This window comes from Enterococcus moraviensis ATCC BAA-383, assembly GCF_000407445.1.
GTDB classification, from domain to species: Bacteria; Bacillota; Bacilli; order Lactobacillales; family Enterococcaceae; genus Enterococcus_L; species Enterococcus_L moraviensis.
In genome coordinates this window covers 319,501-343,997 of sequence record NZ_ASWB01000003.1, presented here as the reverse complement: position 1 = coordinate 343,997, position 24,497 = coordinate 319,501, and the positions used below count along the sequence as shown (strand labels likewise).

21 protein-coding genes are annotated in these 24,497 nt (G+C 35.3%); 20 read left to right on the top strand and 1 reads right to left on the bottom strand.

Annotated features, from left to right (window positions below; genetic code table 11):
- Positions 1–6: 6 nt before the first annotated feature.
- From I586_RS11735 to I586_RS11650, 18 genes are all read left to right on the top strand, one after another.
- Positions 7–327 (top strand): LPXTG cell wall anchor domain-containing protein, encoded by a 321-nt coding sequence (locus I586_RS11735; RefSeq protein ID WP_010766352.1) that lies wholly within the window; start codon positions 7–9, stop codon positions 325–327.
- A gap of 4 nt (positions 328–331) precedes the next feature.
- Entirely contained in the window at positions 332–1,123 is a 792-nt protein-coding gene (locus I586_RS11730) for a WxL domain-containing protein (protein ID WP_010766351.1), read from the top strand.
- A 31-nt stretch (positions 1,124–1,154) separates the two neighbouring features.
- Positions 1,155–1,964, top strand: a complete 810-nt coding sequence (locus tag I586_RS11725) for a WxL domain-containing protein (protein WP_010766350.1) — start codon at positions 1,155–1,157, stop codon at positions 1,962–1,964.
- Between the two features lie 119 nt (positions 1,965–2,083).
- Positions 2,084–3,157, top strand: a complete 1,074-nt coding sequence (locus I586_RS11720) for a WxLIP family cell surface protein (protein WP_010766349.1) — start codon at positions 2,084–2,086, stop codon at positions 3,155–3,157.
- A 27-nt stretch (positions 3,158–3,184) separates the two neighbouring features.
- A complete protein-coding gene (locus I586_RS11715) occupies positions 3,185–3,850 on the top strand; it encodes a YccF domain-containing protein (RefSeq protein WP_010766348.1) in 666 nt (221 codons plus the stop codon).
- Positions 3,851–3,873: 23 nt separating this feature from the next.
- Positions 3,874–4,644 (top strand): signal peptidase I, encoded by a 771-nt coding sequence (lepB, locus tag I586_RS11710; RefSeq protein ID WP_010766347.1) that lies wholly within the window; start codon positions 3,874–3,876, stop codon positions 4,642–4,644.
- A gap of 27 nt (positions 4,645–4,671) precedes the next feature.
- Positions 4,672–5,316, top strand: coding sequence for a signal peptidase I (gene lepB / locus I586_RS11705; protein ID WP_010766346.1), 645 nt, complete (start codon positions 4,672–4,674; stop codon positions 5,314–5,316).
- Positions 5,317–5,342: 26 nt separating this feature from the next.
- Complete coding sequence (locus I586_RS11700) at positions 5,343–7,946, top strand: YfhO family protein (RefSeq protein ID WP_010766345.1); 2,604 nt, start codon at positions 5,343–5,345, stop codon at positions 7,944–7,946.
- Entirely contained in the window at positions 7,943–8,917 is a 975-nt protein-coding gene (locus tag I586_RS11695; protein ID WP_010766344.1) for a DUF5067 domain-containing protein, read from the top strand. Before I586_RS11700 ends, I586_RS11695 begins: the two co-directional genes overlap by 4 nt.
- Positions 8,914–9,666: a hypothetical protein gene (locus I586_RS11690; protein WP_010766343.1), complete on the top strand. Its 753-nt coding sequence runs from the start codon at positions 8,914–8,916 to the stop codon at positions 9,664–9,666. Before I586_RS11695 ends, I586_RS11690 begins: the two co-directional genes overlap by 4 nt.
- A 144-nt stretch (positions 9,667–9,810) precedes the next feature.
- Entirely contained in the window at positions 9,811–11,484 is a 1,674-nt protein-coding gene (locus tag I586_RS11685) for a hypothetical protein (protein ID WP_010766342.1), read from the top strand.
- 31 nt (positions 11,485–11,515) lie between these two features.
- Complete coding sequence (locus I586_RS11680) at positions 11,516–12,478, top strand: glycosyltransferase family 2 protein (protein WP_034702416.1); 963 nt, start codon at positions 11,516–11,518, stop codon at positions 12,476–12,478.
- Complete coding sequence (locus tag I586_RS11675; RefSeq protein WP_010766340.1) at positions 12,475–13,554, top strand: acyltransferase; 1,080 nt, start codon at positions 12,475–12,477, stop codon at positions 13,552–13,554. Before I586_RS11680 ends, I586_RS11675 begins: the two co-directional genes overlap by 4 nt.
- Positions 13,555–13,564: 10 nt before the next feature.
- Positions 13,565–14,131 carry a YdeI/OmpD-associated family protein gene (locus I586_RS11670; RefSeq protein ID WP_010766339.1) on the top strand — a complete coding sequence of 189 codons (567 nt, stop codon included), beginning with the start codon at positions 13,565–13,567 and terminating at the stop codon, positions 14,129–14,131.
- A gap of 102 nt (positions 14,132–14,233) precedes the next feature.
- A complete protein-coding gene (locus tag I586_RS11665; RefSeq protein WP_010766338.1) occupies positions 14,234–14,812 on the top strand; it encodes a histidine phosphatase family protein in 579 nt (192 codons plus the stop codon).
- Between the two features lie 22 nt (positions 14,813–14,834).
- Positions 14,835–15,254 (top strand): MerR family transcriptional regulator, encoded by a 420-nt coding sequence (locus I586_RS11660; protein WP_010766337.1) that lies wholly within the window; start codon positions 14,835–14,837, stop codon positions 15,252–15,254.
- 75 nt (positions 15,255–15,329) lie between these two features.
- Positions 15,330–16,181, top strand: a complete 852-nt coding sequence (locus I586_RS11655; protein ID WP_010766336.1) for an aldo/keto reductase — start codon at positions 15,330–15,332, stop codon at positions 16,179–16,181.
- A gap of 257 nt (positions 16,182–16,438) precedes the next feature.
- Positions 16,439–17,176, top strand: coding sequence for a helix-turn-helix domain-containing protein (locus I586_RS11650; RefSeq protein ID WP_010766335.1), 738 nt, complete (start codon positions 16,439–16,441; stop codon positions 17,174–17,176).
- A gap of 76 nt (positions 17,177–17,252) precedes the next feature.
- Here the strand turns inward: I586_RS11650 and I586_RS11645 are convergent, their stop codons facing one another.
- Positions 17,253–18,251 carry a linear amide C-N hydrolase gene (locus I586_RS11645; protein WP_010766334.1) on the bottom strand — a complete coding sequence of 333 codons (999 nt, stop codon included), beginning with the start codon at positions 18,249–18,251 and terminating at the stop codon, positions 17,253–17,255.
- Between the two features lie 783 nt (positions 18,252–19,034).
- Between I586_RS11645 and I586_RS16965 the strand changes: the two genes are divergently transcribed.
- Both I586_RS16965 and I586_RS11630 read left to right on the top strand, forming a co-directional pair.
- A complete protein-coding gene (locus I586_RS16965) occupies positions 19,035–22,337 on the top strand; it encodes an Ig-like domain-containing protein (protein ID WP_010766333.1) in 3,303 nt (1,100 codons plus the stop codon).
- Between the two features lie 369 nt (positions 22,338–22,706).
- Entirely contained in the window at positions 22,707–24,494 is a 1,788-nt protein-coding gene (locus I586_RS11630) for a collagen binding domain-containing protein (protein ID WP_016249980.1), read from the top strand.
- Positions 24,495–24,497 lie beyond the last annotated feature (3 nt).

Below are 24,497 nucleotides of genomic sequence, written 5' to 3'. Positions count from 1 at the left end.
ATAAAGATGAAACGAAATAGTTATAGTAAGGTTATCTTTTCCTTAGTTGTCATAAGTGTCTTTTTCTGGGGGATTCCTTCGATCGTGCAGGCTGAGGATGTCCAAACAAATGGAGAAATCGTCATTGAAAAAGACGAAACGACGCAGACAACAACTTCATCTACGACAGATTCTCCCAAGGTGAAAAAGCCAATAGGGCGACTGCCTTCGACAGGTGATTTAGTAAAAACTAGTTTGTCTATCAGCGGTATTGCCTTACTGGTTGTCATTTTTGTCAGCTACTTTTGGAAACGCAAAAAAAGTACAGCACAAAAAGGAGAGGAGTAAGAGGATGCAGATAAAAAAGAAAACATTAGCGTTACTATTTTTCTCTTTTTTTCTAGGAACACTTACGCCTTCGACTGTTTTAGCTGAAAGTGTAGACGGGGATGTCAATATGGAGTTCTCTGGACGTAAGGATGTAAAGACTGGAGTCAAAGATCCTGAAAATCCAGATAAAACAGTTGATCCAGGAATTGCCAATGGAACACAAGGTCCTTTGAGAATAGATTTTGTACCATACCTAGATTTTGGTAAAGGAAAAGTCGTAAATAAAAAGGTTGTTTTTCCAGTAAATGCGCAACAATTTAAAGGAAGTACAACTTCTAGAGGCCAATTTATACAAGTCTCTGATTATCGACCAAATCCAACTGGCTGGGCGTTACAAATACGTCAAGAAAATCAATTTAAAAGCGCTGAAAATCACATGTTAAAAGGAGCCGTTTTATCTTTCGATAATTCTTGGACTAATTCTAAAACGACTGCTGCACAAGCACCTGATGTTTCAAAAGAAGTCATTCACTTGAATAACATTGGGGAAACCTATGACTTGGCTAAAGCAGAGTTTGGAAAAGGTGGAGGAACTTGGAGCATTGTATTCGGTGCTTCTGGCGAAAATTCAAGTGGTCAAAAAGCCACGTTGGCTCCAAAACTAGACAATCAAGGGAAACCAGTGATTGATCAAAAACTTAAAAAAAATATTTATAGTAATAGTGCTGTAAAGTTAGCTATTCCAGAGGCTGAAGAAATAAAAGCTGGAACCTATTCAACGGTGTTAACTTGGATCATATCCGAGCTACCATAAATAAATTACAAAATATTAGGAGGAAACACAAATGAAATTAACACACAAATTATGCGGCGCTGTATTATTAGCAGCTGTAGGAGTAGCAGTAGCAGTACCAGGAATCACAAAAGCGGATGCAGAAGCGGACAAACAATTTGCCGGCGACATGGATATCCAATTCACTGCAAATAGTGATGACAATACTGACACGTCTAGACCAGACTTAACAGATCCCGATGGTAATAGCGATTCAGACATCATCTCTGGTACGATTACTAGACCACTTCGTCCTGTAATCTTCGGTATTCAAGACGTAACACCTCTAAGCTTTGGTAAACAAGCAATTGTTACTGACGGAAATGACCGTGTATTCTGGGCTAAAAACTATGAAGAACCAAATGGTGTAATGGCAAATAACGTTGCAATTAAAGATGTTCGTAATACATTAGATCACGGTTATACATTAACAGCTAAAATTACATCTCCATTAACAACAATGGTAAAAGATGGCGCTAAAGAAGTTGAACAAAATCTTGCTGGAGCAACATTATATTACAGAAACATTGGTGTTAAAACGAATGTTGCTGAAGCAATTGCCCTACCAGGTTCTGCAGTGGAGGAATTTGCTACAGTACAAGAAGGAACAGAAACAGTTTTTGTAGATAATAAGAAGCCTAAACCAGAAGATGAGGTTTATGAAAAAGGCCAAGGTCAATCATACATCCATTTTGGTAAATTGAATGCAACTGGTGAATTCGCATCAACAAAATCTGTCAGATTAACAATCGGTAAAGAAAAATCTATCTTCCAAGGTGATTACAAAGGCGTAGTTACTTGGGTTATGGCTGAAGCTAAATAAATCTATTGGATTTATAGCGGGTCAGTTAATGACATTGTAATTTAAAATAGAGGTCTACCAGCCCGCTTACTGTGGGTTGGTACCTTATTTTTCTAAAGCTAGGAATAGAAGGAGACATTATGAAATATTATTTTGAACGAAGTATTTTTTTTCTATTATTATACATAACCTGTTTTTTGCTGATTGCACCACAAACAGTACTAGCAGAGGACTCCACTAGTGGGATTGGCTACAGTTACAAGATTATTAAACCAGAAAATCAGGTAGGCAGTGCGGGGTATTTTGATTTGCGGATGAACCCCGGACAAAAGCAAACAGTAGAAGTTGAAATAACGAATATAACGAATAAAGATCTTGCTGTGGATATGGCTATAAACACTGCGAAAACGAATAGTAATGGAGTCATTGAGTATGGTCCTACAAAAATCGAAAATGACCCATCACTGAAACATAATATTAAAGATATTGTTAAAGTACCAAAAACGGTAACGCTCGCTCCAAATGCAACAGAAAAAGTTGCTGTGGAAATTGAGATGCCAGCTGAAAGATTTGAAGGATATGTTGCTGGAGGAATCTATTTACAAAGAGCCGAAACAGAAGCAGAAAAGAAGAAGAATGAAAAAGTAAAAGGTGTAGTAAATAAATATGCGTTTCTTATTGGGATGTTATTAAGTGAATCAGACGTCACGATGAAACCTGAGTTGTCATTTAATAAAATATCTGCTGGATTAACAAATTATCGAAATGCCTTTATGGTTAACTTTTCGAATATTAAAGCGGCTTATGTAGAAGGTATGACAGTAGATGTCCAAATTTTTAAAAAGGGTTCCGAGGAAGTATTGTATGATTCTAAAAAAGAAAACTTACGTATGGCACCAAATTCAATCATGGACTTCCCAGTGAGTTTAAATGGAGAATTACTTGTAGCTGGGGATTATACAGGTCATATTTTGATTACTTCAGGCGATCAAAAATGGGAATGGAATGAAGACTTTACCGTCACAAAAGAAGATGCCGATAAATACAATGCACAAGATGTTTCGCTGATTCAAGAGCGAGGAATAAATTGGAAATTAATTTCGATGATTGTTGGAGCAGTTCTAGCAATATTGTTAATTATTTATTTAGCAGTACGAACGATTTCGAAAAAGAAGAAGATTTCCAAAAAGAAAAAGAAGAGAAAAAAGCAGTAAAAATAACACTTAAGGAGTAGACCGAATATGACCGTTTTAGATTGGCTATTTGTAGGGGGATTGTCTACGGCCCTTCTTTGTCTCGTTATAGGTGTATTTTTTTTCATTTTAATTTTTGGGTTAATGAAACAGTATACAGAGTTAGGGAAAAAGAGACCAAAAAATAAGAAAAAAAAAAAACGTTGGCTGCGCACACGACGTAAACTGAAAAACAAAAAAAATAGTTACATGAAACGAAGCATTACATTACTAATTATCTCAGCGTCATTTGCTAGTGGTGCTGTTTATGCTCGCTATTACCAAATGACAAATTTATCATCTGCTGATGGGAATATAATTGTTCAAAGCTATTTCATTACAGATGAAGTGAAAAAAAGTCTAACGAGTTTACAAAACGGAGCAGACGTGGATAAAACAAGAGAAAAATTATTGGAGCTGTCTTCGTTGTTGGTTTCGTATGGAGGTACACTTCCTGAAAATGGTCTGTCCAAAAAAGGTCAGCAAATGATGAACCGCTATTATGTACAGATACGAGAGTATGGTGTGAACATCTATTCATTAAGTTCAGAACAATTAAGTGAGCCAGAAAGAATTACAGCGTATCTTGAAGACTTAAATCGCATCAAACAAACGCAAAAGAAGATTTTTAAACAATTCAGTGTAAATGAATCAGCATTGAAACAAAAAAAATAACATGCACAAAAGGAGTTTTTTACGTGAGTGTACAACAAACAAATAAGCGGCACTCAACTCCTAAAAATTCAAAAAATAAAGCTAAAAAACTGAAGTCGGCTGTCCATTCTTCTCATCCACCAAAAATGGATGAAAAAAAACGTGCATCGAAGAAACCGATACATCGTGATCAAAAAAGACGGCCGACTAAACAGAATAGCGGTAAAAAAAATACTAAACGTATTCCTAAGAAAAAAACGAATCCACGAATGGGACATTGGCATGATCGCATGAAGCGGACTTTAGTCGAGGTGGGTGTCAGTTTCGTTTTATTAGGAATAGTTTTGTATGCTCTATCTTTTTTTACATTCTCAATGGTTAAAGTTGAGGGCTATTCAATGGTGCCGACACTAAATAATGGTGAATGGATTCTTGTCAATAAACTAGCGAAAATCAGGCGACATAAATTGATTCTTTATAAAGACCCAGAAAGCAAAGAAATGTCTGTACGTCGAATCATTGGTTTACCTGGTGAACGAATATCATACAGAGACGATCAGCTGTATATTAATGATAAAGAGGTTTATGAACGTTATTTAGATGCGGAAGTGAAACGAGCAAAAGAAAGTAACAGTTTGTATACGGCAGATTGGTATTTAGAGACAGACTATATTCCCAAAGGAAAATACATAATTTTAGGTGATAATCGCCCCTATGCAACAGATAGTAGGGAATATGGTTATATTGATGAAAAAGAAATTGTAGGTATTGTAGAGATGAGAGTATTTCCTATACATCAAATCAAACAATTTTAATCTTAGTTGGTCAGAAGGAAGTAAATAATGTCAAAAATAAGAGCATATATACAGAACTACTTAACTAACCGGTCGAAAAAGAATCAAACGAACGAGAATAAAAAAGTCGAAATGAAAAAATCACGAAAGTTATCAAAAGAAATATTGTTTATTTTATGTATGATAATCGGGATATTTTTTCTGATTAAAATTAAAACACATATGGTTAGTGGAGAATCGATGTTGCCAACATTACAAACGAATGACCGCTTATTTATAGCAAAGGGAAAGAGCCCTAATCGTTATTCATTGATTACATTTCAGCCTAGAGAAGAAAAAGAAGAGTCGTATGTCAAAAGAGTAATGGGGATGCCAGGTGATCGCATTTGGTTGGACCACAATACGCTGTATTTGAACTACCAAATGAGTGATACCAATCCAACGCCGCAGAATAATTGGTATCTTTCAGGTGAAGAGTTACCAGATGGCACATTAAAAATACGTATAACTTGGGAAACGGCAGCTAAATTAGAAGGACTATCTTCAATTCCGGAAAATCAATTTTTTGTGTTAGGAGACAATCGGGCTAATTCGACAGATAGCCGACAGCTAGGATTGATCGATTTACAACAAATAGAAGGTGTTGTCCAATATAGGTACTACCCATTCAATCGACTGGGACCAATCGACTAAAATATATCAGGATGTGAATGTAGAAAATGCAGCAGTGGAAATTATTTGTAAAAAAGAATGGTTGGGCTATTGGGTTTAGCTTTTTTATACCGATTATAATTATGGCAGTGAGTTATTTTCGATTAGGAATTTACCCTACTAGTGATCGAACCATGTTGGCTAGTGATGGATTTGGACAGCTGCTTAATTTTTATTCAGGATTTAATAATGTATTACATGGAAAACAATCCTTTTTTTATACATGGACTGGTTCATTAGGACTAAATTTTGTCTCATTGATGAGTTACTACGTAAATAGTATTTTCAGTTTTTTGGTGTTTTTCTTCGATAACTTACATATGCCAGATGGGATGTATATGATCCTTTTAACAAAAATCGGAGCGATGGGTGTAACTTTTTGGGTATATGCTCATAATACGTACCGATTACCGCAATGGACTAAAATAGCTTTGAGTATTTGCTATGCCTTGATGGGCTTTACAATTGCTTATTCGATCATGTTGATGTGGATGGACGCTTTGATTTACTTGCCATTAGTTTTACTAGGAATTCAGCGAGTGATGGATAAGAAGCGCCCTACTCTATTATTTGTAAGTTACCTACTCTTATTTGTATCAAATTACTACATGGCATTTATGGTAGGACTTTTTAGCTTCTTATATTTTGTAATTTGTGTATTGACAGACTGGAAACGATATAAACATTCGATCATCCCATATTTTATTACTTCTTTACTGGCCGGTGGTGCCTCAATGGTGATTATTTTACCTTCAGTAATTGATTTAAAAATGAATGGAGAAAAAACCGATACGATTAGTACTTTTTTTACACACGATCTCGGTATTTGGGATTTTATTGTAAAAAGTATGCCAGGTGTTTATGATACGTCAAAGTATGGTAGTGCTCCCTTTATATATGTCGGACTATTTCCATTATTGTTCTGTATTTTTTATTTTGTTAGTAAGAAGATTCCGTTAAAAAATAAACTGCTCTGTGGTAGCTTACTTCTATTTATGATTGTAAGTGTTTATATTCAGCCATTAAATCTGTTTTGGCAAGGGCTACATTCGCCAAATATGTTTCTATTTCGTTTTAGTTTTCTTTATTCTGCACTTGTTCTTATTTTAGCCGGTAGTGGATTAGAAAAATTTGAGAAAAAAGATTTGAATACACTTGGAAATATTACGCTTACGCTTATAGGTATTTTCTTGTTGGTTGTGAATGTCTCGAACAAGAAAAGATATGGGTATATTACGCAAGAATCTTTGAATTTGACGCTTATTCTTTTAGTGGTTTATCTTTTGATATTTATAGTGAAAGATAAGTTTAAAACATTCGCCAAAATTATTCCAATAGTACTTCTTATTTTTATCGGTGGGGAAGCGTTTTTCAATACGAATCAAACGCTACGCGGAATCGATAAAGAATGGGGATATACGTATAGAGAACGCTACACAACATCCTATAAGGATATTGAAGCTTTGGTGAGTAAGACGAAGAACGATAATGATTCGTTTTATCGACTAGAGAATATGGATGCGATTAGTCGAACCGATAGTTTTAATTACGATTATTCAGGAGTCACCATGTTTTCATCGATTCGTAATCGACATTCATCACAGTATTTGGATCAGTTAGGCTATCGTTCACCAGGAACCAATCTGACTATTATGTACCCGAATAATACTATTTTAATGGATGATCTTATGGGGATTAAATATAATTTGGCTAAAAAAGATCCTAAGAAATATGGGTTTGAAAAAATTGCTACACATGGAGAATACTCACTGTATGAAAATAAAGCAGCGTTACCTCTAGGGATGTTAACAGATAAAGAGATTTATCAAGAAAAGAATAACAACAATCAAACGTCATTGATACAGCACCTTTCAGAAATAAAAGAGCCAATTTTTCAATTTACAGGTTTAAATGAAGTGTCTAGAAAAAATATGCATATTCGTGAATATGGGGATGCTACATATTTTTCAGAAGAAAGTAACAATGATGAAGCTCAAAGCATAACATGGGAAGTCAACATCCCAGAAAAGACTCAAGCTTATCTGAACTTAGATGTAGGATCTTCTCCTGGCGATATGGGTATGGTAGAAGTCAGCGTTCCAGGTCACAAAAGTAGAGGGAGATTGTCAGCAACAGGAGCATATTATAATCTCGGCTACTATGAAAAAGCAAAAAAAGTAAAAGTGACGGCAACCTTTACTGAGCAACCTGTGGTCAAAATGATTAGACCATCCGTATTGATCTTAAAAACAAATGTTTTAAATCAGGCGATACAAAAGATCAAGAATAAAGATGTTTCGTTTGAAGTTAAGGGAAATCACGTCCAAGCGGATATTTCTACAAAAAAAGAACAAGTTATCTTTACAACGATTCCGTATGATCAAGGTTGGCAAGCAAAAATTGACGGTAAAACGGTCAAAGTAGAAGCTGTACAGGAAGCGATGATTGCAATCAAGGTTCCAAAAGGAGATCACAAGGTTCAGTTGACGTACTATCCAAAAGGAATGAAATTAGGAGCAGTATTATTTGTGGTCTGTTTGTTACTGTTTAGTATATATGCCTACTACTGTCGAAAAAAGTATAACGTCAAAGAAAAGGAGAAAAGTGTATGAAAAAACTAAAAAAAATAGCATTATTTTTACCAGTAACTTTGTTTCTTTTAATGGGTTGTACAGGAACGTTAGAAAAGAAAGCGCAGAGTTTTGAAGATCGTGGTGTTTCGTATGAGATGCAGTTGCCAGCTGGCTGGAAAAAAGATAAGGAAGTAAACAGTGAGTATGGACTTCAAACAGCATTTAGTGCTGAGGATAGTAAAAGTAACTCGTACTTATTTATTACAACAACTCCTGTAGATGAAGTCGAACAAAAGGGATTCGGTGAAAAAACCAGAAAAAAAATAAAAGAACGCTATAAGTATAAAAAAGCGAAAGATGTCTACATGAAAGAATATAAAGTGGGCGATTATCCAGTGTGTAAATACACAGTGCACACACAATTTAAAGAAAAATCAGTATGGGCTCATTTTTATTATATATGGACGGAACATGGTTTTGTTCAAATGACCTTTTACTCTGCTGAGGACAATTCCTATAGAAAACGTTCTGAAAAAATAGATGCAGCTGTTGAAACATTTAAAGAAGTCAGTTTTGATGAGACCAAAGCGACAAAATCGCAAGAAGCATTAGAAAAAGAAGAAGGCGACTTAGTTACTATCGAAAATGAAGAGTTGAAAATGGAAATTACAGCAGTTCGGAAACTGGAGGGAGCGGATAAAAAGAACGTATTAGCTATTCGCTACACCTTTACAAATCTTGATGAAAAAGCTGTTAAACCTTCTGTTTGGAAAGAATTCGTGACAGCCAAACAAAACGATGAAGTTCTTTCAGTAGGAAAACTCGCACAAGATAATGCGTTTTTAGATGTTGAAGAACTAGCTGCAACACAGTCAGCATCTGTGGAGAAAGGAGAGAGTCTGGAATCTGTGGTACTGTATGAATTAGTTGATACAAGCACTGTTGAACTAACGTATTTACAAGAGGCCTTTCCTGGTAAAGAACCAACTAGAGTGGTGGTGCCAGAATGAGTAAAAATAAAAAAATCATAGGAATGATAGTCTGTAGTTGTGTACTTATAATTGCTCTTGCAGGTTGTACGAAACCAGAACGTTATGAACAGTTTTCGAAAACAGATCAATCATTGAGCTGGACTAACAAACGGGAAAGATCGTTTGGAGATTCTGATTATTCAAACTTAAAAACAGAAGATGAAGCCTTCGCTCTTTTAAAAGATAAATACCAACTAAGTATTCCAACTTATTATGAGGACACTAAAAAACTTGTGAATCAAATGATTCCAACGAAAAACATTAAAGCAGGAAAAAACAAGTATTCAGTTTTTGCTAGAAATAAAACATTAGAGTTTAAGACGGTATATCCTTTTTATAAAGAGAAAGAATTGGAAGTGTTTGCTGAAGTTAATTTGAACTATGCGTATTCAATTGATCAAAAACAAGCATATTTACAATCTCAAATTATTAAAATAACAATTTCCAAAGTAAAAGGGAAGTTACCTAAGGATAACCTAAGTGAATTAATTCAAGAATTAGGCAAAAATATGAAGCTCCCTGAAAAGACAATAGTAAGTGGCGTAGCAGGATATGAAAAAAGAGTAAATGAAGCGGTAGAGCCTATAACAGAAGACTATTTACCTGTGGTATCTAACTCATCTGGATTGAAAAAAAATGAAGAGTTTCTAAAGGAAATTGCTGTGGTTTATGATCAAGAAGGTACCGTCAGAGAAGTATATGCGGAAATTTCTGAACAAAGAGAATAAACGAAAGAGTTGGGCATAAATCTATCAATTGATAAAGTGAAACACTAGTGTTTTGAAACAGAATCACTAGTGGAGAATAGTATAGAGAATGGGGCAAAACTAGGTTTTAGTTTTACCCCATTTTCTTCAAAAAAGGAGAAAATAATGACTATAATTTTATATGGGCTGCTGTTGTTTTTTTTATTAGTAGGTGGGTACGTTATACAGAAAGAATCGGGAAAGGCGTTATTTGGAAAACATAATAGGTTTAATCAAGTGCTTTTCATTATACTGTGTGTAGGACTTTTGGTTAGGTATTTCAATATAGGGGAACTTCCAGGATTACAGATCGATGAAGCGATGTCTGGATATGACACATGGGCGTTGGCAAATTATGGAACAGATAGCGCCTTGAATTCATGGCCCATTTACCTGATAGGTTACGGTACGGGACCAAATGCATTATATTCGTATCTTTCATTACCTTTTGTAAAAATTATGGGATTAAATTTAATCAGTACACGATTAGCAATGCTTAGTCTGTCATCAATTACGTTATTAGTGGTTATGTGGACCTTACTTAAACTAAAAATTCCCCGTTACTTGTCACTGGCAATTTTTTTTGTTTTAACTATTAGCCCATGGCACATAATGATTAGTCGCTTTGGTTTAGATGCGAATGTTGCCCCTCATTTACTCTTGCTTGCTTTTTGTTTTATTCAACTCGGAATCGAAGCTTTAGGGAAAAGAAAGATGATTTTTTATAGTTTTTCAGTATTTTTATTAGGTTTGACTGCGTATGCTTATATTGCTACTTGGTATTTCTTACCAATTTTTCTAGTGTTGATTTTAATCTATTTTATGAAGAATCATTTAATTGATACAAAACAAATGATTCTATTGATGGCTATTTTAGTCGTAACAATCTTACCAATTTTACTATTTGCATTTATTCAATATTTTGGAGAAGAGAGTATCTCGATTTTTGGAATAACTTTTCCAAAGCTTATAGGAAGCCAAAATACAGGGCAAACAATTTTATTTCAAGAAGATTTTTTATCTGCATTAGTTGAAAATTTAAAACGAATAGTAGTGTTCATTATTTATGGTGGCGATGGATTGATTTTTAGTTCAATACCAGGATTTGGTTTTATTTATAATTTAGCAGGAGTGTTTCTAGTTGGTATTGGTTTAAGAAAAATAAATCAAGAAAACACACATTTTAGTAAGATTACTCTCCTTTGGTTCTGGTCATGTATTCCGTTGATTTTAATAGTAGTGCCAGTTGTTCATCATTGGAATGTGATACTTTTCCCAATGACGATTATTATGGGATACGGTTTATATGCGTTGTACTCTTTTGAAAAAGTAGAAGTATTTCAATCCTCTGTTAGTGTGCTAACAATTCTTTTTGTCCTGTTTTTGTTTAACTACACATCTAAATATAAAGAAGAGCAGCAAGACAGTACGTATATGGCACCAACTACTTTAGGTGACGTGCTAACAGTAGGGAATGAGAAAAAATTAGAAACAATTTACGTTGATAGATCTAGCTTCAAACAATTGAAGAATTGGACATTTATCTTCTTTCGTTTTTATGATCCTATTTCCCCAGAAGCATATCAGGCGACGCGTGATACGCCATACGACAGATTAGAGAATATGACCATTAAGCACTATGGTCGATATGTTTTTTTAGAAGATGGAGAGAAAATTGAGGATACTGAAGGTTCTGTAGGTTATCTAGGGCATAGTGGAACAGATTTAGATGAGTTAGAGGAATTAAAAGATTTTGAGACATATGAAAATAAAGATTTTGTTCTACTGTACAAAGAATGAAATTAGTGGGATTTAGGAGGTGAAAATGAGGATGAAAAGACTAACGATAGTGATTCCTTTTTTTAACGAAGAAATGGTTTTGGAACAGTTATATAACCGTCTTGAGAGATTAACGAAGCAATGTTCTAAGTATCGTTTTGATTTTCTATTTGTAAATGATGGAAGTCAAGATCAAAGTGTACCTATTGTTTTAAAGTTGAAAGAGAAAGATTCAAGAATTGCTCTTTTAGACTTGTCTAGAAATTATGGGAAAGAAACTGCGATGTTAGCAGGCATTGATTATGCCAAAGGAGATGCTTTGGTTATCATCGATGCAGATTTACAACAGCCACCAGAGATGATCAAAGAAATGATTAACTGGTGGGAACAAGGCTACTCAGATGTGTATGCTGTTCGAAAAGAAAGAAGAGGCGAATCTGCTTTAAAAAAATTAACTTCTTCTCTCTACTATAAAATTCTTCAAAAAGCCAGTAATATAAATATTTATCCTCATGCTGGTGATTTCCGACTGTTGGATCGTAAGATGATTAATGCTTTGAAACAGCTAAGAGAGCAAGAACGATATACAAAAGGTTTATATGGCTGGGTTGGATTTAAGAAAAAGGAACTCTTTTATGATGCGGATGAACGGGCCGGTGGTACAACTAAATGGCGAGCCACTACTTTAATGAACTTAGCGATGAATGGGATCACATCCTATACAACTCTTCCTTTAAGAATATCAGCGATGATAGGAGTTGTGGTTTCTTTCGTTGCCTTTATCTATATGATGATCGTTTTGATTCAAACCTTGTTGCTGGGGGCAAGTGTTTCAGGATATCCCTCATTAATGATTGGTATTCTTTTTTTAGGTGGGCTTCAATTGATTTCTTTAGGAATTATTGGAGAATATTTAGGTCGAGTATTTAACGAAACCAAAAATAGACCATTATATTTTGTAAATGAATATTACCAAGGGAATAGTAGCATGAAAGAGGGAGTTGTAAAGAGTTGAAAAGGCATTTTGGAATAGATTTACTTCGAATAGTTTCAATGTTTATGGTCGTCATCCTTCATATATTGGGTATCGAAGGGATATTAGAAAATGTGGAATATGGTAGCGTTAATTATGTTGTTTTTTGGGGACTCGAGACACTCTGCTTTGTAGGAGTAAACTGTTTTGCCTTGATTTCTGGTTATCTTATGATAACAGCTAAATGGCGATTGAAAAAATTAATCTATTTATGGTTTCAAGTCTTGTTTTATTCAGTTTTATTAAGTGTGGGAGCTGAATTGATAATAGGAGTAGAACCGGTAGTACCAATCAATGCACTATTTCCTGTCGCTACCAAAAGTTATTGGTTTTTTACAGCTTATGTAGGTCTATTTTTATTTATTCCACTATTAAACAAAGGGATTCATCAATTAAGCAAGGCAGAGTTAAGGTATGGGGTAGGGATTATTTTTTTGCTAGGCACTATTTCAATTTTCTCAAATAGTGATCCTTTTAACTTGTATAAAGGATATAGTATGATTTGGTTGATTTTTATGTACGTTATTGGTGCGTATATAAAACTCCATGTACAGATTGAAGAATTATCAGCAAAGAAAATAATGCGTCGTTATCTTGGAGTCAATGCATTGTCGATATTACTAATAATAGTGAGTACTTTTAATCCTATTTTAAATGAAAGTAAAGGAGAAAATTGGTTTATTGATTACGTATCACCCTTAATTTTAAGTAGTTCTATTTGCTTATTTCTTCTCTTTCTTAAAATGGAAACAAGCAATAAATTGATATCAAAAGGTGTTTTTTCTTTATCACCCTTTTCATTTGGTGTGTATCTAATTCATACGCATCCAATAGTATTTTATTTCATTTTAAAAAATTATTTTGTTGATTTAGCAGATACTGTTCTAATTGTCGCTCTGATGAAAGTATTTGGTTATGGTATTTTTATTTACTTGGTTTGTACAGCAATTGACTTTTTACGTTCAACGCTATTTAGTTGCGTAAAGCTGGATGTTTTAGTATCTTTTATAGAAAAGAAGATTCAAAGTGCTATTGAAAATCGGTTGAAAACAAAATAGGAGTTAACACATGCAAATCGACAACCTACTACCCATCACAACTAGACAAGAACTACGTGACTGGCTGAAAATGAACAGCACAACTGAAAAATATTGTTGGATCATTGTCAGTGTAAAACCAGAACCCAATAAAATCCAATATTTAGATGCAGTAGAAGAAGCCTTGTGCTTTGGCTGGATCGATGGTATCAAAAAGAAAGTTTCAGAAACACAAACAGCACAACGACTTTCACCAAGAGCGAAAAAAAGCCAGTGGACAGAATTGAATAAAGAACGTGTGCGTCGGCTTGAAAAGTTAGGTTTGATGACAGAACAAGGTAGGAAAGTGTTGCCGAATATGACAGCCGCTTCTTTTAAAATTGACACAATCATCCTAGAACGATTGAAAGAAGAGATGGAAACCTATGAGATTTTCTTAACCTTTCCAGAATTATATCGACGCATTCGTATCGACACAATTCAAAACTACAAGCAGCAACCCAAATTGTTCGAAAAACGGTTAGATAAATTTATTGAGAATACAAAAGCAAATAAAATGTACGGTGCCTGGCATGATGAGGGTCGCCTACTTGAATAAGTACTACGTGTAGCTGAACTAAAAAGTTCAGCTTTTTTGCTTGCCTTGGAGTCCACTCCATGGTTTATGATGAATAGAACGAATGGAAATGAGGATGAGGAAATGACCAAAACATTGTATTTGATGAGACACGGTGAAACACTATTCAATCAACAAAAGAAAATTCAGGGCTGGTGTGACTCTCCGCTTACAGAGAAAGGGATCGGACAAGCTCAGATTGCTGGAAAGTATTTTAAGGATCAGGCCATCGAGTTTGATAATGCTTATGCGTCAACATCTGAACGCGCTAGCGATACCTTAGAGCAGGTAACAGACATGGCGTATGAAAGAGTAAAAGGCTTGAAAGAATGGAATTTTGGTCGCTGTGAGTCTGAAAGTGAGGCATTAAATCCACCATTGCCTTATGGTGATTTCTTTGCAGGATATGGCGGCGAAGAAGAATTTCAATTTAGAGAACGAGTATCTGATACCCTAATGGAAATCATGAAAGAAGCAGGGGAAACAGTTCTAGCGGTATCTCATGGGGCAGCTTGTCGACAATTTATGCGAAACTGGGGACACACAAGTGAAGTCGATCAAAAAGATCGATTGGGAAATTGCTGCATTTTGAAATTTGAATTTGAGCGTGATACATTTAAATTAGTAGAAATCATCAATCACGATTTTTCAAGCTTAGATTGAGTGATTAAAGGAGGCAATTTGAGTGAATAGCAAAGAAGCAGCAGAAATGTTTGGTTTAACAACTGATACGGTTCGTTACTATGAACGTGTGGGGGTTATTCCACCGATTGAGCGAGACAAAAATGGTTATCGGATATATACGACAAGAGATCTTAATTGGATTTATTTGGCAAAAAGTCTGCGTCATGCTGGAGTATCAATAGAATCATTGATTGAATTTGCTACACTTGCTCAACTGGGTGGAGAGGTTCAAAAAGCGCAAAAACAAATTTTGCAGGATCAATTACAAGAGATTGACGAAAAGCTAGCGGAGATGACGAAGACTCGTGAGTTACTCCGCTATAAAATCGACACGTATGACGAACATATTGCCAAGTTTAAATCGGGGGAAGTAACAGCAGAAAATATCGAAGAGTTGTGGAAGATAAATTACAAAAATTGAGAGAAAGCACTTGCTATGAAGTCAACTTCATAGGTTATTGTAATCTTGTCATGAAATAAGAAGGAGGAAATAAACATGCAAACAGTCACATTGAACAATGGAATAAAAATCCCGATTTTAGGTTTTGGTACGTATCAAATCACAGATCCAAAAGAAGCAGAACAAGCGGTGATCGATGCTATCAAAGCAGGATACCGTCATATTGATACAGCGCAATCATATATGAATGAAGAAGCAGTTGGACGTGGCATTGCGGCTTCGGGTGTGCGTCGTGAAGAATTGTTTATTACAACAAAAATTTGGGTGGAAAATGTTTCTTATGACGGTGTCAAAGCCTCGTTTCAACGTTCGCTTGATCGCTTAGGTCTAGAATATGTGGATTTACTTTTGTTACATCAACCATATAATGATGTTTATGGTGCTTGGCGTGCAATGGAAGAATTACAAGAAGTAGGAAAAATACGTGCAATCGGCGTCTCTAATTTTGCCGTGGATCGAGCTGTTGATTTAGCAGAATTTAATAAAGTGATTCCACAGGTCGATCAAATCGAGATCAATCCGTTCAATCAGCAAACAAAAAATATCGAAGCACTAAAGGCAGAAGGAATCACGCCAGAAGCTTGGGCGCCGTTTGCAGAAGGGAAAAATGGGATTTTTACAAATGAAATCCTAAGTAATATTGGTAAAAAGTATAATAAATCAGTAGCGCAAGTTATTGTACGCTGGTTGATTGAACAGGAGGTCATTGTTCTTGCAAAATCAGTAAAACCAGAGCGGATGGCTGAAAATTTAGCTGTGTTTGATTTTGACTTATCTGCAGAAGACAAAGCAGCGATTGCTACTTTAAATGAAGGCGAAAGCCAATTTTTCTCTCATGCTGATCCTGAAATGATTCGCTGGATGGCTAGTAGAAAAATGAATGTATAAACAAACTATATAGCATGTTTGATAGACTGGAACGTCCAAAAAAATTTGTAGATTTTACAAGTTTTTGGACGTTTTTTTTCTTTTAAAAAGCAATAATGGATGAATTCATTTGTTATAATAATGAAGTACAATCTCTTGGAAAGACTGTTAAATCAACGTGATACGTATAGTATCAAGGTAGATTTCTAGTGTGATACAAAAAATAGCTACCGTTTACGATAAGTTATTAAGATAATAAAAAAGAAGGAGGTGATACCATGAATATTGGCGATAAAATCAAAGAACAACGATTAAAAAAAGAACTCACGCAAGCACAATTAAGTGAACTATTAAACGTTTCTCGTTCTACGGTTTCTAGTTGGGAGGTGGGCAGGAATTATCCGGATTTAGAAACGATCATAGCCATTAGTGACCTGTTTGGTATCTCTCTTGATAACTTATTACGGGAGGACACGGAAATGACAAAAGATTTATCCAAAAAAATGAAATGGAATATGTATTACAAGCGCATTTTGATTATTATAGGAATTGTTGTTTTGGTTTATAGCGGATTTAATGGCAAATTAAGATTGGATGAACAGCACTATCTGAAGAATCTAAAGGAACATTCATGGAAGCAAGATGATTACAGAGACTCAGCAAGTTATAGCATAAAAGAAGAAGGGGTATTATATGCAACGTACATCATAAAAAACGGATTTAACCCAATTCCTTTACCAGAGCATGATCCTTGGGTGATTGCTAGAAAAGAAAATCTCGTAGTGAAAGTCAATAAACGGGACAAAAAAACAGTGTATATACTAAAAGACAATGATCCAAAAGTAGAGTATGATGCAGCAGTTGAGGTAGACAGTGATGGCAATATAATAAAGAGTGAATTAAACTGGTCAGATGAAAAAGAGGAATTTTTGAAAGAGTATTTAAAGAAGTATCAAAAGGAATACGTAGAATTGTTAAAACGAACGACAGCCAAAAGGCAAGAAGTTGTGGGTTAAAAAATAGTGATCCTAAAGAAAAAGCCGCACCCGTTGATAGGGATGTGGCTTTTTCTTTAGGATCTGGTTAAACAAACTATTGTTTAGTATTGCGATAAAGAATATCTTCCGTATCTCCACTAGACCAAATTTTGCCAGAAGTTGCATCAAAATCTTCGTTTCCTAATTGAATGCAACGGATACGTTGATTATTGTAGGTTTTATAATAATAATTTAGCGAGTTATTCACCATGACTGTTGTGTATTGGGTATAGTCATAGGCTTGGGTCGTCTTTACGACACCTTTTGGAATATCCACATTTGCAAGAACGTGAAATAAAGACGTGACACCATCTAATTCAGTTTTAATATCTTGCAAGCAATTTTTTAAGAATGTTGCTCTGACAAATCTTGATGGTGGTGTAAAGTCACCAGGAAGGCCAAAAGCGCCAGCACCTTCACCAAAAGGTTTCATAACCATATCTTTTAAGTGAACTTCTGTTTTTTGACTTGGTTGAAGTCCGATGTAATTTCTTAAATTGGTTGTGTGCCATTTATAATCTGGACTGTTGGTCATCACACCAATTGAATTTTCATGAATGTGTAGCGTTTGATCTGTGTACTCAACGACAATACTTTTCCCCGTTGTATCTGTAATGACCCAATGAAGGGGTAACACAATTCCCAAGAAGTCCAAGGCTGTATTTTCAACTTGGGCATTTTTCATTGTACGAACAACCTCTTCAGTTGTTGAGCAGGTAGAAAGTAAAAACGGCACAACATCATGGGGAGCTAAGGTATACTTTTTATCCTCATCTTGACTATTGTAATCAGCATAGCCGGAAAAATAAAGAGCTGCACAAGAGAGGCCTTTTTCATTTAACCCATCTGCAAAAACAAAGTGTTCTTGATCTACTTGTCGAGCCATCCCGACAAAAGCGTAGTCATTTTTGCGATCATAGGCTTCATCATTAACGAATACAAATTTATTTCTTGGAATAAAGGTTGGTTCGCCATCAAGAACAACTGCAAAATCCATTGTTCTAGCTAATAATACATTTTGATCTTTTGTTGTCATCGTAATACTTGTACACATGGACCATCGCTCCCTCATTTTATACAATAAATATTTTGATTAAAAATTATAGATTAGTTTTAATAAAGTGAACTTTATAAAAGTTTAACGTAGTTTAAAATTATAATCAAATAAATCGTATAGGATTTTACATAAGTAAGTTTATAAAAAAGTGTATCAGTCAGGATTGTTTCTCTAAGATAGAAAACTGTATGGTATGGTTTTTGTTCATGTTTTATTAGGCAACATCAATCAACCATATGGATACAACTAGATAAATAGGATGATTTTCTGATGAATTTCTTCGTTGAATAATTTATTAAATATTTTTTTATTTATTCATTTTCCGATAGGGGAAAGAGGGGAGATTATATTTATTTAAACAAAAAAATGTTGAAATCTTATGGATTCGCTATTTTTCTGAAAATTAATATTTTTATTAAAAAAATATTTAATGAAAATATTATAAAATTATTTTTGTATTTTTGTTAGAAAAATGTGTTTAAATATTATTTATATTTGTTATAATATTTAATATATATCCAAAAACTTAATTTTTAAACATGAGTAGTTGGTTATATCTAATTAATTAAAGGAAAGGGGTTTAGGAGTAGATGTTGGTGAACAAAGTTCGTGAATTTGTATTTTGACGGGGTAAATTGTAGAGGACAAGCAACAATTAGTGTTACACCGTTATCGGAAAAAAGAGCGAATAAAGAGTAGTAGTCATATTTAAAACGATGAAGTAGGGCTGTAATTCAGCAATAACAAGGAGTATATATGACTATAGATGGGAGAAGGAAGATGAAAAAAGAAAAAATTTTTAATGTAATAGGTTTAAGTATTTTAAGTTATCTTGTATGTTTTACAGGATTTTTACAAGCAGAGGCCGTACCGGTCAATCCCAACTTAGGGAAAATGACGATAGAGCAACCAGATGGTCAGACGTTTGAAGGGGAACTCAAAGGTGATGAGTATCTAAATTATGTTGTTGCAAATGAAACAGAAGATGTGGTGGTACAAGGATCCGATGGTTATTGGCAGTACGCCCAAATGAAGAAAACGAGAACGGGAATACAAACAAGTGGTCAAAAGTATCTGATTGATAAAAAGCCAAAAGATGCCTTGACTGAAGAAGAGCTAGTGAACTTTGAAGTTCCGCAGCAAAAAGAAAATAGACAACTAAAAACAGGACCACTATCATTAAGCAAAGATCAAAATTTATTAGTGGTTGTCGTTGAGTTTAATAACCAAAAATTGAATCACTCCAGCTATTCTTGGGGAATGAGAGAAGAATCGAGTGTGCAAGATTGGAGCGAAAAAATATTTGGAGACGGAGCTGAAGCAAAAACATTAAAAAATTATTATGCTGAAGCGACACAGAATAGAATCAATCTTTTACCCGCTCAAACGACACAATATGAAGATGCTCCGGGAATAGTTAAAGTTTCTTTTGATGGAGATCATCCCAACACAGATGGCGAAAATAAAATGCCAAGAACTGTAGTTATGGAAAAAATTCTGTATGAAGCGGAAAAATATATTGATATATCTCTTTATGATAAAAACGGAGATGGAAAAATTGATAAAAATGAGTTACATGTAATGTTCATTGTCGCTGGATTTGAAATGTCGAATAGCCTTGCAACGAAGAATGCCATTTGGGGACACAAAAGGCATGGTAACCTCTCTACAAAAGATAACTTAGTTTTTAATAATGGTTATTTTGCAATAGGAGAAAAAATGTTGGTTGGACATGAAGAAAACTATGGTGGTTCAACAATGTTAACTAAAAGAGATGTTGCAATTTCTATAGGGATTATGGCACATGAATTCGGTCATGATTTAGGGTTGCCAGACTTGTATGGAACTCAAACCGAACTTACAGGAGCTGGACTGGGATATCATAGTGTTATGGCAAGTGGATCGTGGGGAGGAAACGGCCGGTGGTATTCAAAAAAACCAATAGATGATTCAGGAGCATTGCCTACTCATTTTGATGCGTATTCTAAAATGCAGTTAGGTTTTCCTGTCGAAACAATCGAAAAAGAGCAAGATGTTGCCACAGTAGACGCGCAAAATGACGCTTTTAAAGTATATAAATTACCTATTTACAAGGATAATATAAAAAATGAAAAAGAGTATTATTTAATTGAAAATAGACAAATTTTTGGGTTTGACGAAGGACGTAGAAAGACCAATGGAAGTGAAGGGATTTCTGTCTACCATATTAATGAAAATTACCGTAATAATTTGAGTATACCAAAATACGGCGAACAACTGGTTACGTTAAAAGAAGCCGATGAATCGATTGTAGGTTACCCTATATTAAGTAAAGGTAGAGGCGAGAAATATAGTTCAAAGAGTTATTTAACAAAGGAAAATGAATTATCGCTATTTAATGTAGAGACAGTTCCTACAAGTAAGACAACAGATGGCGCTAGCCCTAAACTTGATTTATCTGTTGAAGAGAAGAAAGATAACACAGTCAAAATTAGTTTTAAAAACGCTAAAGTAATCTCAGTGACAGGAATTACATTAGAACCAAAAACAGTTGAATTGGAAGAAAAAGGTAGTAAACAATTAACTACAACCGTTACACCAACCGATGCGACAAACAAAACAGTAACATGGAGTAGTAGTAATGAAGCTGTTGCAACAGTAACCGCAGAAGGTAAAGTGGAAGCGATCAAAGCAGGGAAAGCAACGATCACCGCAACAACAGAAGATGGCAAGAAAACTGCGACAAGTGAAGTGACCGTTATTCCAGCTGTAATCGAGGTAACAGGAGTAAGTGTGAATCCAGCTGCTCTTGAACTAGAAGAGAAGACAAGTGGTCAATTAACTGCAACAATTACACCTGCCAATGCGACAAACAAAACAGTAAAATGGGCGAGTTCGGATGAAACAATTGCCAAAGTAACCGCAGAAGGTAAAGTGGAAGCGATCAAAGCAGGGAAAGCAACAATCACCGCAACAACAGAAGATGGCAAGAAAACAGCAACAAGTGAAGTGACAGTTATTCCAGCCGTAATCAAGGTAACAGGAGTAAGTGTGAATCCAGCTGCTCTTGAACTAGAAGAGAAGACAAGTAAAGAATTAACCGCAACAATTACACCTGCCAATGCGACAAACAAAACAGTAAAATGGGCGAGTTCAGATGAAACAATTGCCAAAGTAACCGCAGAAGGTAAAGTAGAAGCAATCAAAGCAGGGAAAGCAACAATCACCGCAACAACAGAAGATGGCAAGAAAACTGCAGCTAGTGAAGTGACCGTTATTCCAGCCGTAATCAAGGTAACAGGAGTAAGTGTGAATCCAGCTGCTCTTGAACTAGAAGAGAAGACAAGTGGTCAATTAACAGCGACAGTCACACCAACCGATGCGACAAACAAAACAGTAACATGGAGTAGCAGTAATGAAGCTGTTGCAACAGTGACTACAGCAGGAAAAGTTGAAGCAATCAAAGCAGGTAAAGCAACAATCACCGCAACAACAGAAGATGGCAAGAAAACAGCGGTAACTGAACTAACAGTTAAAGCAGCCTTTATCGATGTGACGAACGTTACTCTCGATAAAGAACTATTCCTTGAGGTAGATCAACAAACAGAAGCTAAAGCAACCATCACGCCAAGCAATGCGACGAATCAAAATGTTAAGTGGGGAAGTTTGGACACTAGCGTAGCGACTGTAGATCAACAAGGGAAAATTACTGCTAAAACAGTTGGAACAGCCACTATCTTTGTCATAACAGAAGATAGCAATCGCACGGCATTTATGAAAGTCATTGTTGGTGAAAAGGGAAGTAGACCTGAAAGTGCATTACTAATACCAGATTATGGGATGAGCGCTGGGAAAATCAATCAAGTGTCAGAAAAAAAATACCATAAATTTGTGGCAAGCCGTACAGGGAACTATCAAGTAATCGCTGTTCCAGCAAACAGTAATTGGTTCTGTTGGTTAACTGTGACAGATGAGTCTGGAGAAGTACTTCATAATGATTTAGGGGTGCAAAAGAATCAATTGGCTTTAGAGAAAGGCAAGACATACTATATCGAAATTAAATCGTTATTAGGTCAAGGAGAATACCGAATCATCATTCTTTAAAGACTTGTTTTCAAAAATGTAGAAGGTTAATAAAAATAAGTGAGTAGAACATCGCTATAAGCATTATTGTACGAAACTATAAAACAGGCTTGTCTATTACTATGTGTAATTAGTCAAGTTTTAACTAGAACACTTTAGCTGATACAGGCTAGAGTGTTCTTTCTCCGTTATGGGGTGTTCGAATAAATAACAGTCTCCAAAATCTCTTTCTATAAATAACCATCATTATAATTTAATCTAAAATGTATATGATTTGACAGAGAATTAATTATTGTTTAACATCAAAAAAGTTGCCGTTCAAAATGGCGGTAATAGAGAGCTATTGGTCTATATCAATCTCTAGGACAAGGAAGGAACGATAGATAAAAGATGTTAAAAAAATTATCATGGTGTTTAGTAATGCTTGTAGGTTTCTTGGGATTCGTTGGCTTTAGCGAACAGTCATTGGCGGCAGAGTTAAGTAGTGGAGGATTTGTTGATTCGATCCACTTTGATAAAACAGAATTGTCAGCGGGTGAACTTACTTCTATTCGAGTAAACTTCAGTGAAAAATCGGATACAAAGTTAAAAGCTGGCGATACATTAACGTTAACATTGCCAAAAGAACTTGAAGGTCTTGTGGAATCTGAAAGCGTCCCACGTGAAATTAATTTAAATGGGCTGGGAACAGTCCGTGTTTATAAAGAGGAAGTAGTTGCTACGTTTAACGAGAAAGTGAATCAATTGGATCATGTACGTGGTGAATTTACTTTTGGTATACGTGTAACAAATGTTGAGGAAAATAGAGTGAAAGAACTACCAGCCAATCTAGGGACGTCGATCGTCATACCGAATATTGTAGTGAAAGGACATACAGGTGGTGGCGTAGAAGGAAAGAAACCTTTTTTCTATAAGACAGGAGACCTATTAGGGAAGTCAGGTCAAATCCGTTGGTTTTTAAATGCAAATTTGAATAAAAGTGAATTAGGCAATGATATCATTTTGACAGATAAATCAGGTGGAGGCCAGGTGTTAAACAAAGATAGTTTTACCTTTACTATTGATAATTATTTAGGTCGATCAACATTAAGCTTGGAAGAATTTGAAAAGCAACGATACGGTACAGTGGAATTTGGAGCAGATAATGCTTTTGTAATCCGGCTTTATCGTGAAAAGGCACGATTGGCTTCTTTTTCAATCATGTACACAGCGACCATAACAGAAGCAGGGAAAAAGCAAGCCAACTTTACCAATGATTGTCAAATCAACTACCAGCTTTATTATGAACAATCGACAAATGAAACGACATCTTATAAAGTGAAGAATATCTTTTTAGATGGCGATGCCACAGGTGATGAAAATCAACCGATTCATGAGGCAAACGAACAAGAAGAAATAGTTGAAGATGAATCGAATGAAGTAGAAGAAATCGAACCGATCGAACAAGAGCAAGCAAATGAAAGCCAAGAGGAAGAACTAGAAAAGGCAACAGAAGAACAGCCCGAAATCCATGTTGGCGAAGAAACAGAAGTGATTGAAGATGAATCAAACGAAGTAGAAGAAATCGAACCAATCGAACAAGAGCAAGCAAATGAAAGCCAAGAGGAAGCACTAAATAGCGCGAAAGAAGAACAACCTGAAATCCATGTTGGCGAACAAACAGAAGTGATTGAAGATGAATCAAATGAAGTAGAAGAAATCGAACCAATCGAACAAGAGCAAGCAAATGAAAGCCAAGAGGAAGCACTAAATAGAGGGAAAGAAGAACAGCCTGAAATCCATGTTGGCGAAAAAATAGAAGTTATTGAAGATGAATCAAATGAAGTAGAAGAAATCAACCCAATTCAACCAGAGAATCTGGAAGAAACGGAAGTCCCACCGCTAGAACCTGCAATTAATGGTGAAAAAGTTGAAATACATCAAGACCGTCCTGTAAAAGAGGATATTATACCAAGTGGACATGCAGAAGGTGAGAAAACATTGGTAAAAACAGAAAAAAATCAGTCAAAAGCAGATAAAACCCTTTTAAATACGTCCAAACATAATGTTACTCCATCAAAAGGACAGCTGCCTAAAGCAGGTAGTAAAAATAATAATGTCTTTATAGTTGTGGGTTTAGCAGTAATCGGTTTAGCTGTAGGTATTTATGCACTGAATCGTAAAAAAAATAATGACTAAAAA

Bases quoted from the DNA above. Each gene is read 5' to 3' on its own strand.
- I586_RS11735 (WP_010766352.1), top strand. From the start codon at position 7: ATGAAACGAAATAGTTATAGTAAGGTTATCTTTTCCTTAGTTGTCATA.
- I586_RS11730 (WP_010766351.1), top strand. From the start codon at position 332: ATGCAGATAAAAAAGAAAACATTAGCGTTACTATTTTTCTCTTTTTTT.
- I586_RS11725 (WP_010766350.1), top strand. From the start codon at position 1,155: ATGAAATTAACACACAAATTATGCGGCGCTGTATTATTAGCAGCTGTA.
- I586_RS11720 (WP_010766349.1), top strand. From the start codon at position 2,084: ATGAAATATTATTTTGAACGAAGTATTTTTTTTCTATTATTATACATA.
- I586_RS11715 (WP_010766348.1), top strand. From the start codon at position 3,185: ATGACCGTTTTAGATTGGCTATTTGTAGGGGGATTGTCTACGGCCCTT.
- lepB (WP_010766346.1), top strand. From the start codon at position 4,672: ATGTCAAAAATAAGAGCATATATACAGAACTACTTAACTAACCGGTCG.
- I586_RS11700 (WP_010766345.1), top strand. From the start codon at position 5,343: ATGCAGCAGTGGAAATTATTTGTAAAAAAGAATGGTTGGGCTATTGGG.
- I586_RS11695 (WP_010766344.1), top strand. From the start codon at position 7,943: ATGAAAAAACTAAAAAAAATAGCATTATTTTTACCAGTAACTTTGTTT.
- I586_RS11690 (WP_010766343.1), top strand. From the start codon at position 8,914: ATGAGTAAAAATAAAAAAATCATAGGAATGATAGTCTGTAGTTGTGTA.
- I586_RS11685 (WP_010766342.1), top strand. From the start codon at position 9,811: ATGACTATAATTTTATATGGGCTGCTGTTGTTTTTTTTATTAGTAGGT.
- I586_RS11680 (WP_034702416.1), top strand. From the start codon at position 11,516: ATGAAAAGACTAACGATAGTGATTCCTTTTTTTAACGAAGAAATGGTT.
- I586_RS11670 (WP_010766339.1), top strand. From the start codon at position 13,565: ATGCAAATCGACAACCTACTACCCATCACAACTAGACAAGAACTACGT.
- I586_RS11665 (WP_010766338.1), top strand. From the start codon at position 14,234: ATGACCAAAACATTGTATTTGATGAGACACGGTGAAACACTATTCAAT.
- I586_RS11655 (WP_010766336.1), top strand. From the start codon at position 15,330: ATGCAAACAGTCACATTGAACAATGGAATAAAAATCCCGATTTTAGGT.
- I586_RS11650 (WP_010766335.1), top strand. From the start codon at position 16,439: ATGAATATTGGCGATAAAATCAAAGAACAACGATTAAAAAAAGAACTC.
- I586_RS11645 (WP_010766334.1), bottom strand. From the start codon at position 18,251: ATGTGTACAAGTATTACGATGACAACAAAAGATCAAAATGTATTATTA.
- I586_RS16965 (WP_010766333.1), top strand. From the start codon at position 19,035: ATGAAAAAAGAAAAAATTTTTAATGTAATAGGTTTAAGTATTTTAAGT.
- I586_RS11630 (WP_016249980.1), top strand. From the start codon at position 22,707: ATGTTAAAAAAATTATCATGGTGTTTAGTAATGCTTGTAGGTTTCTTG.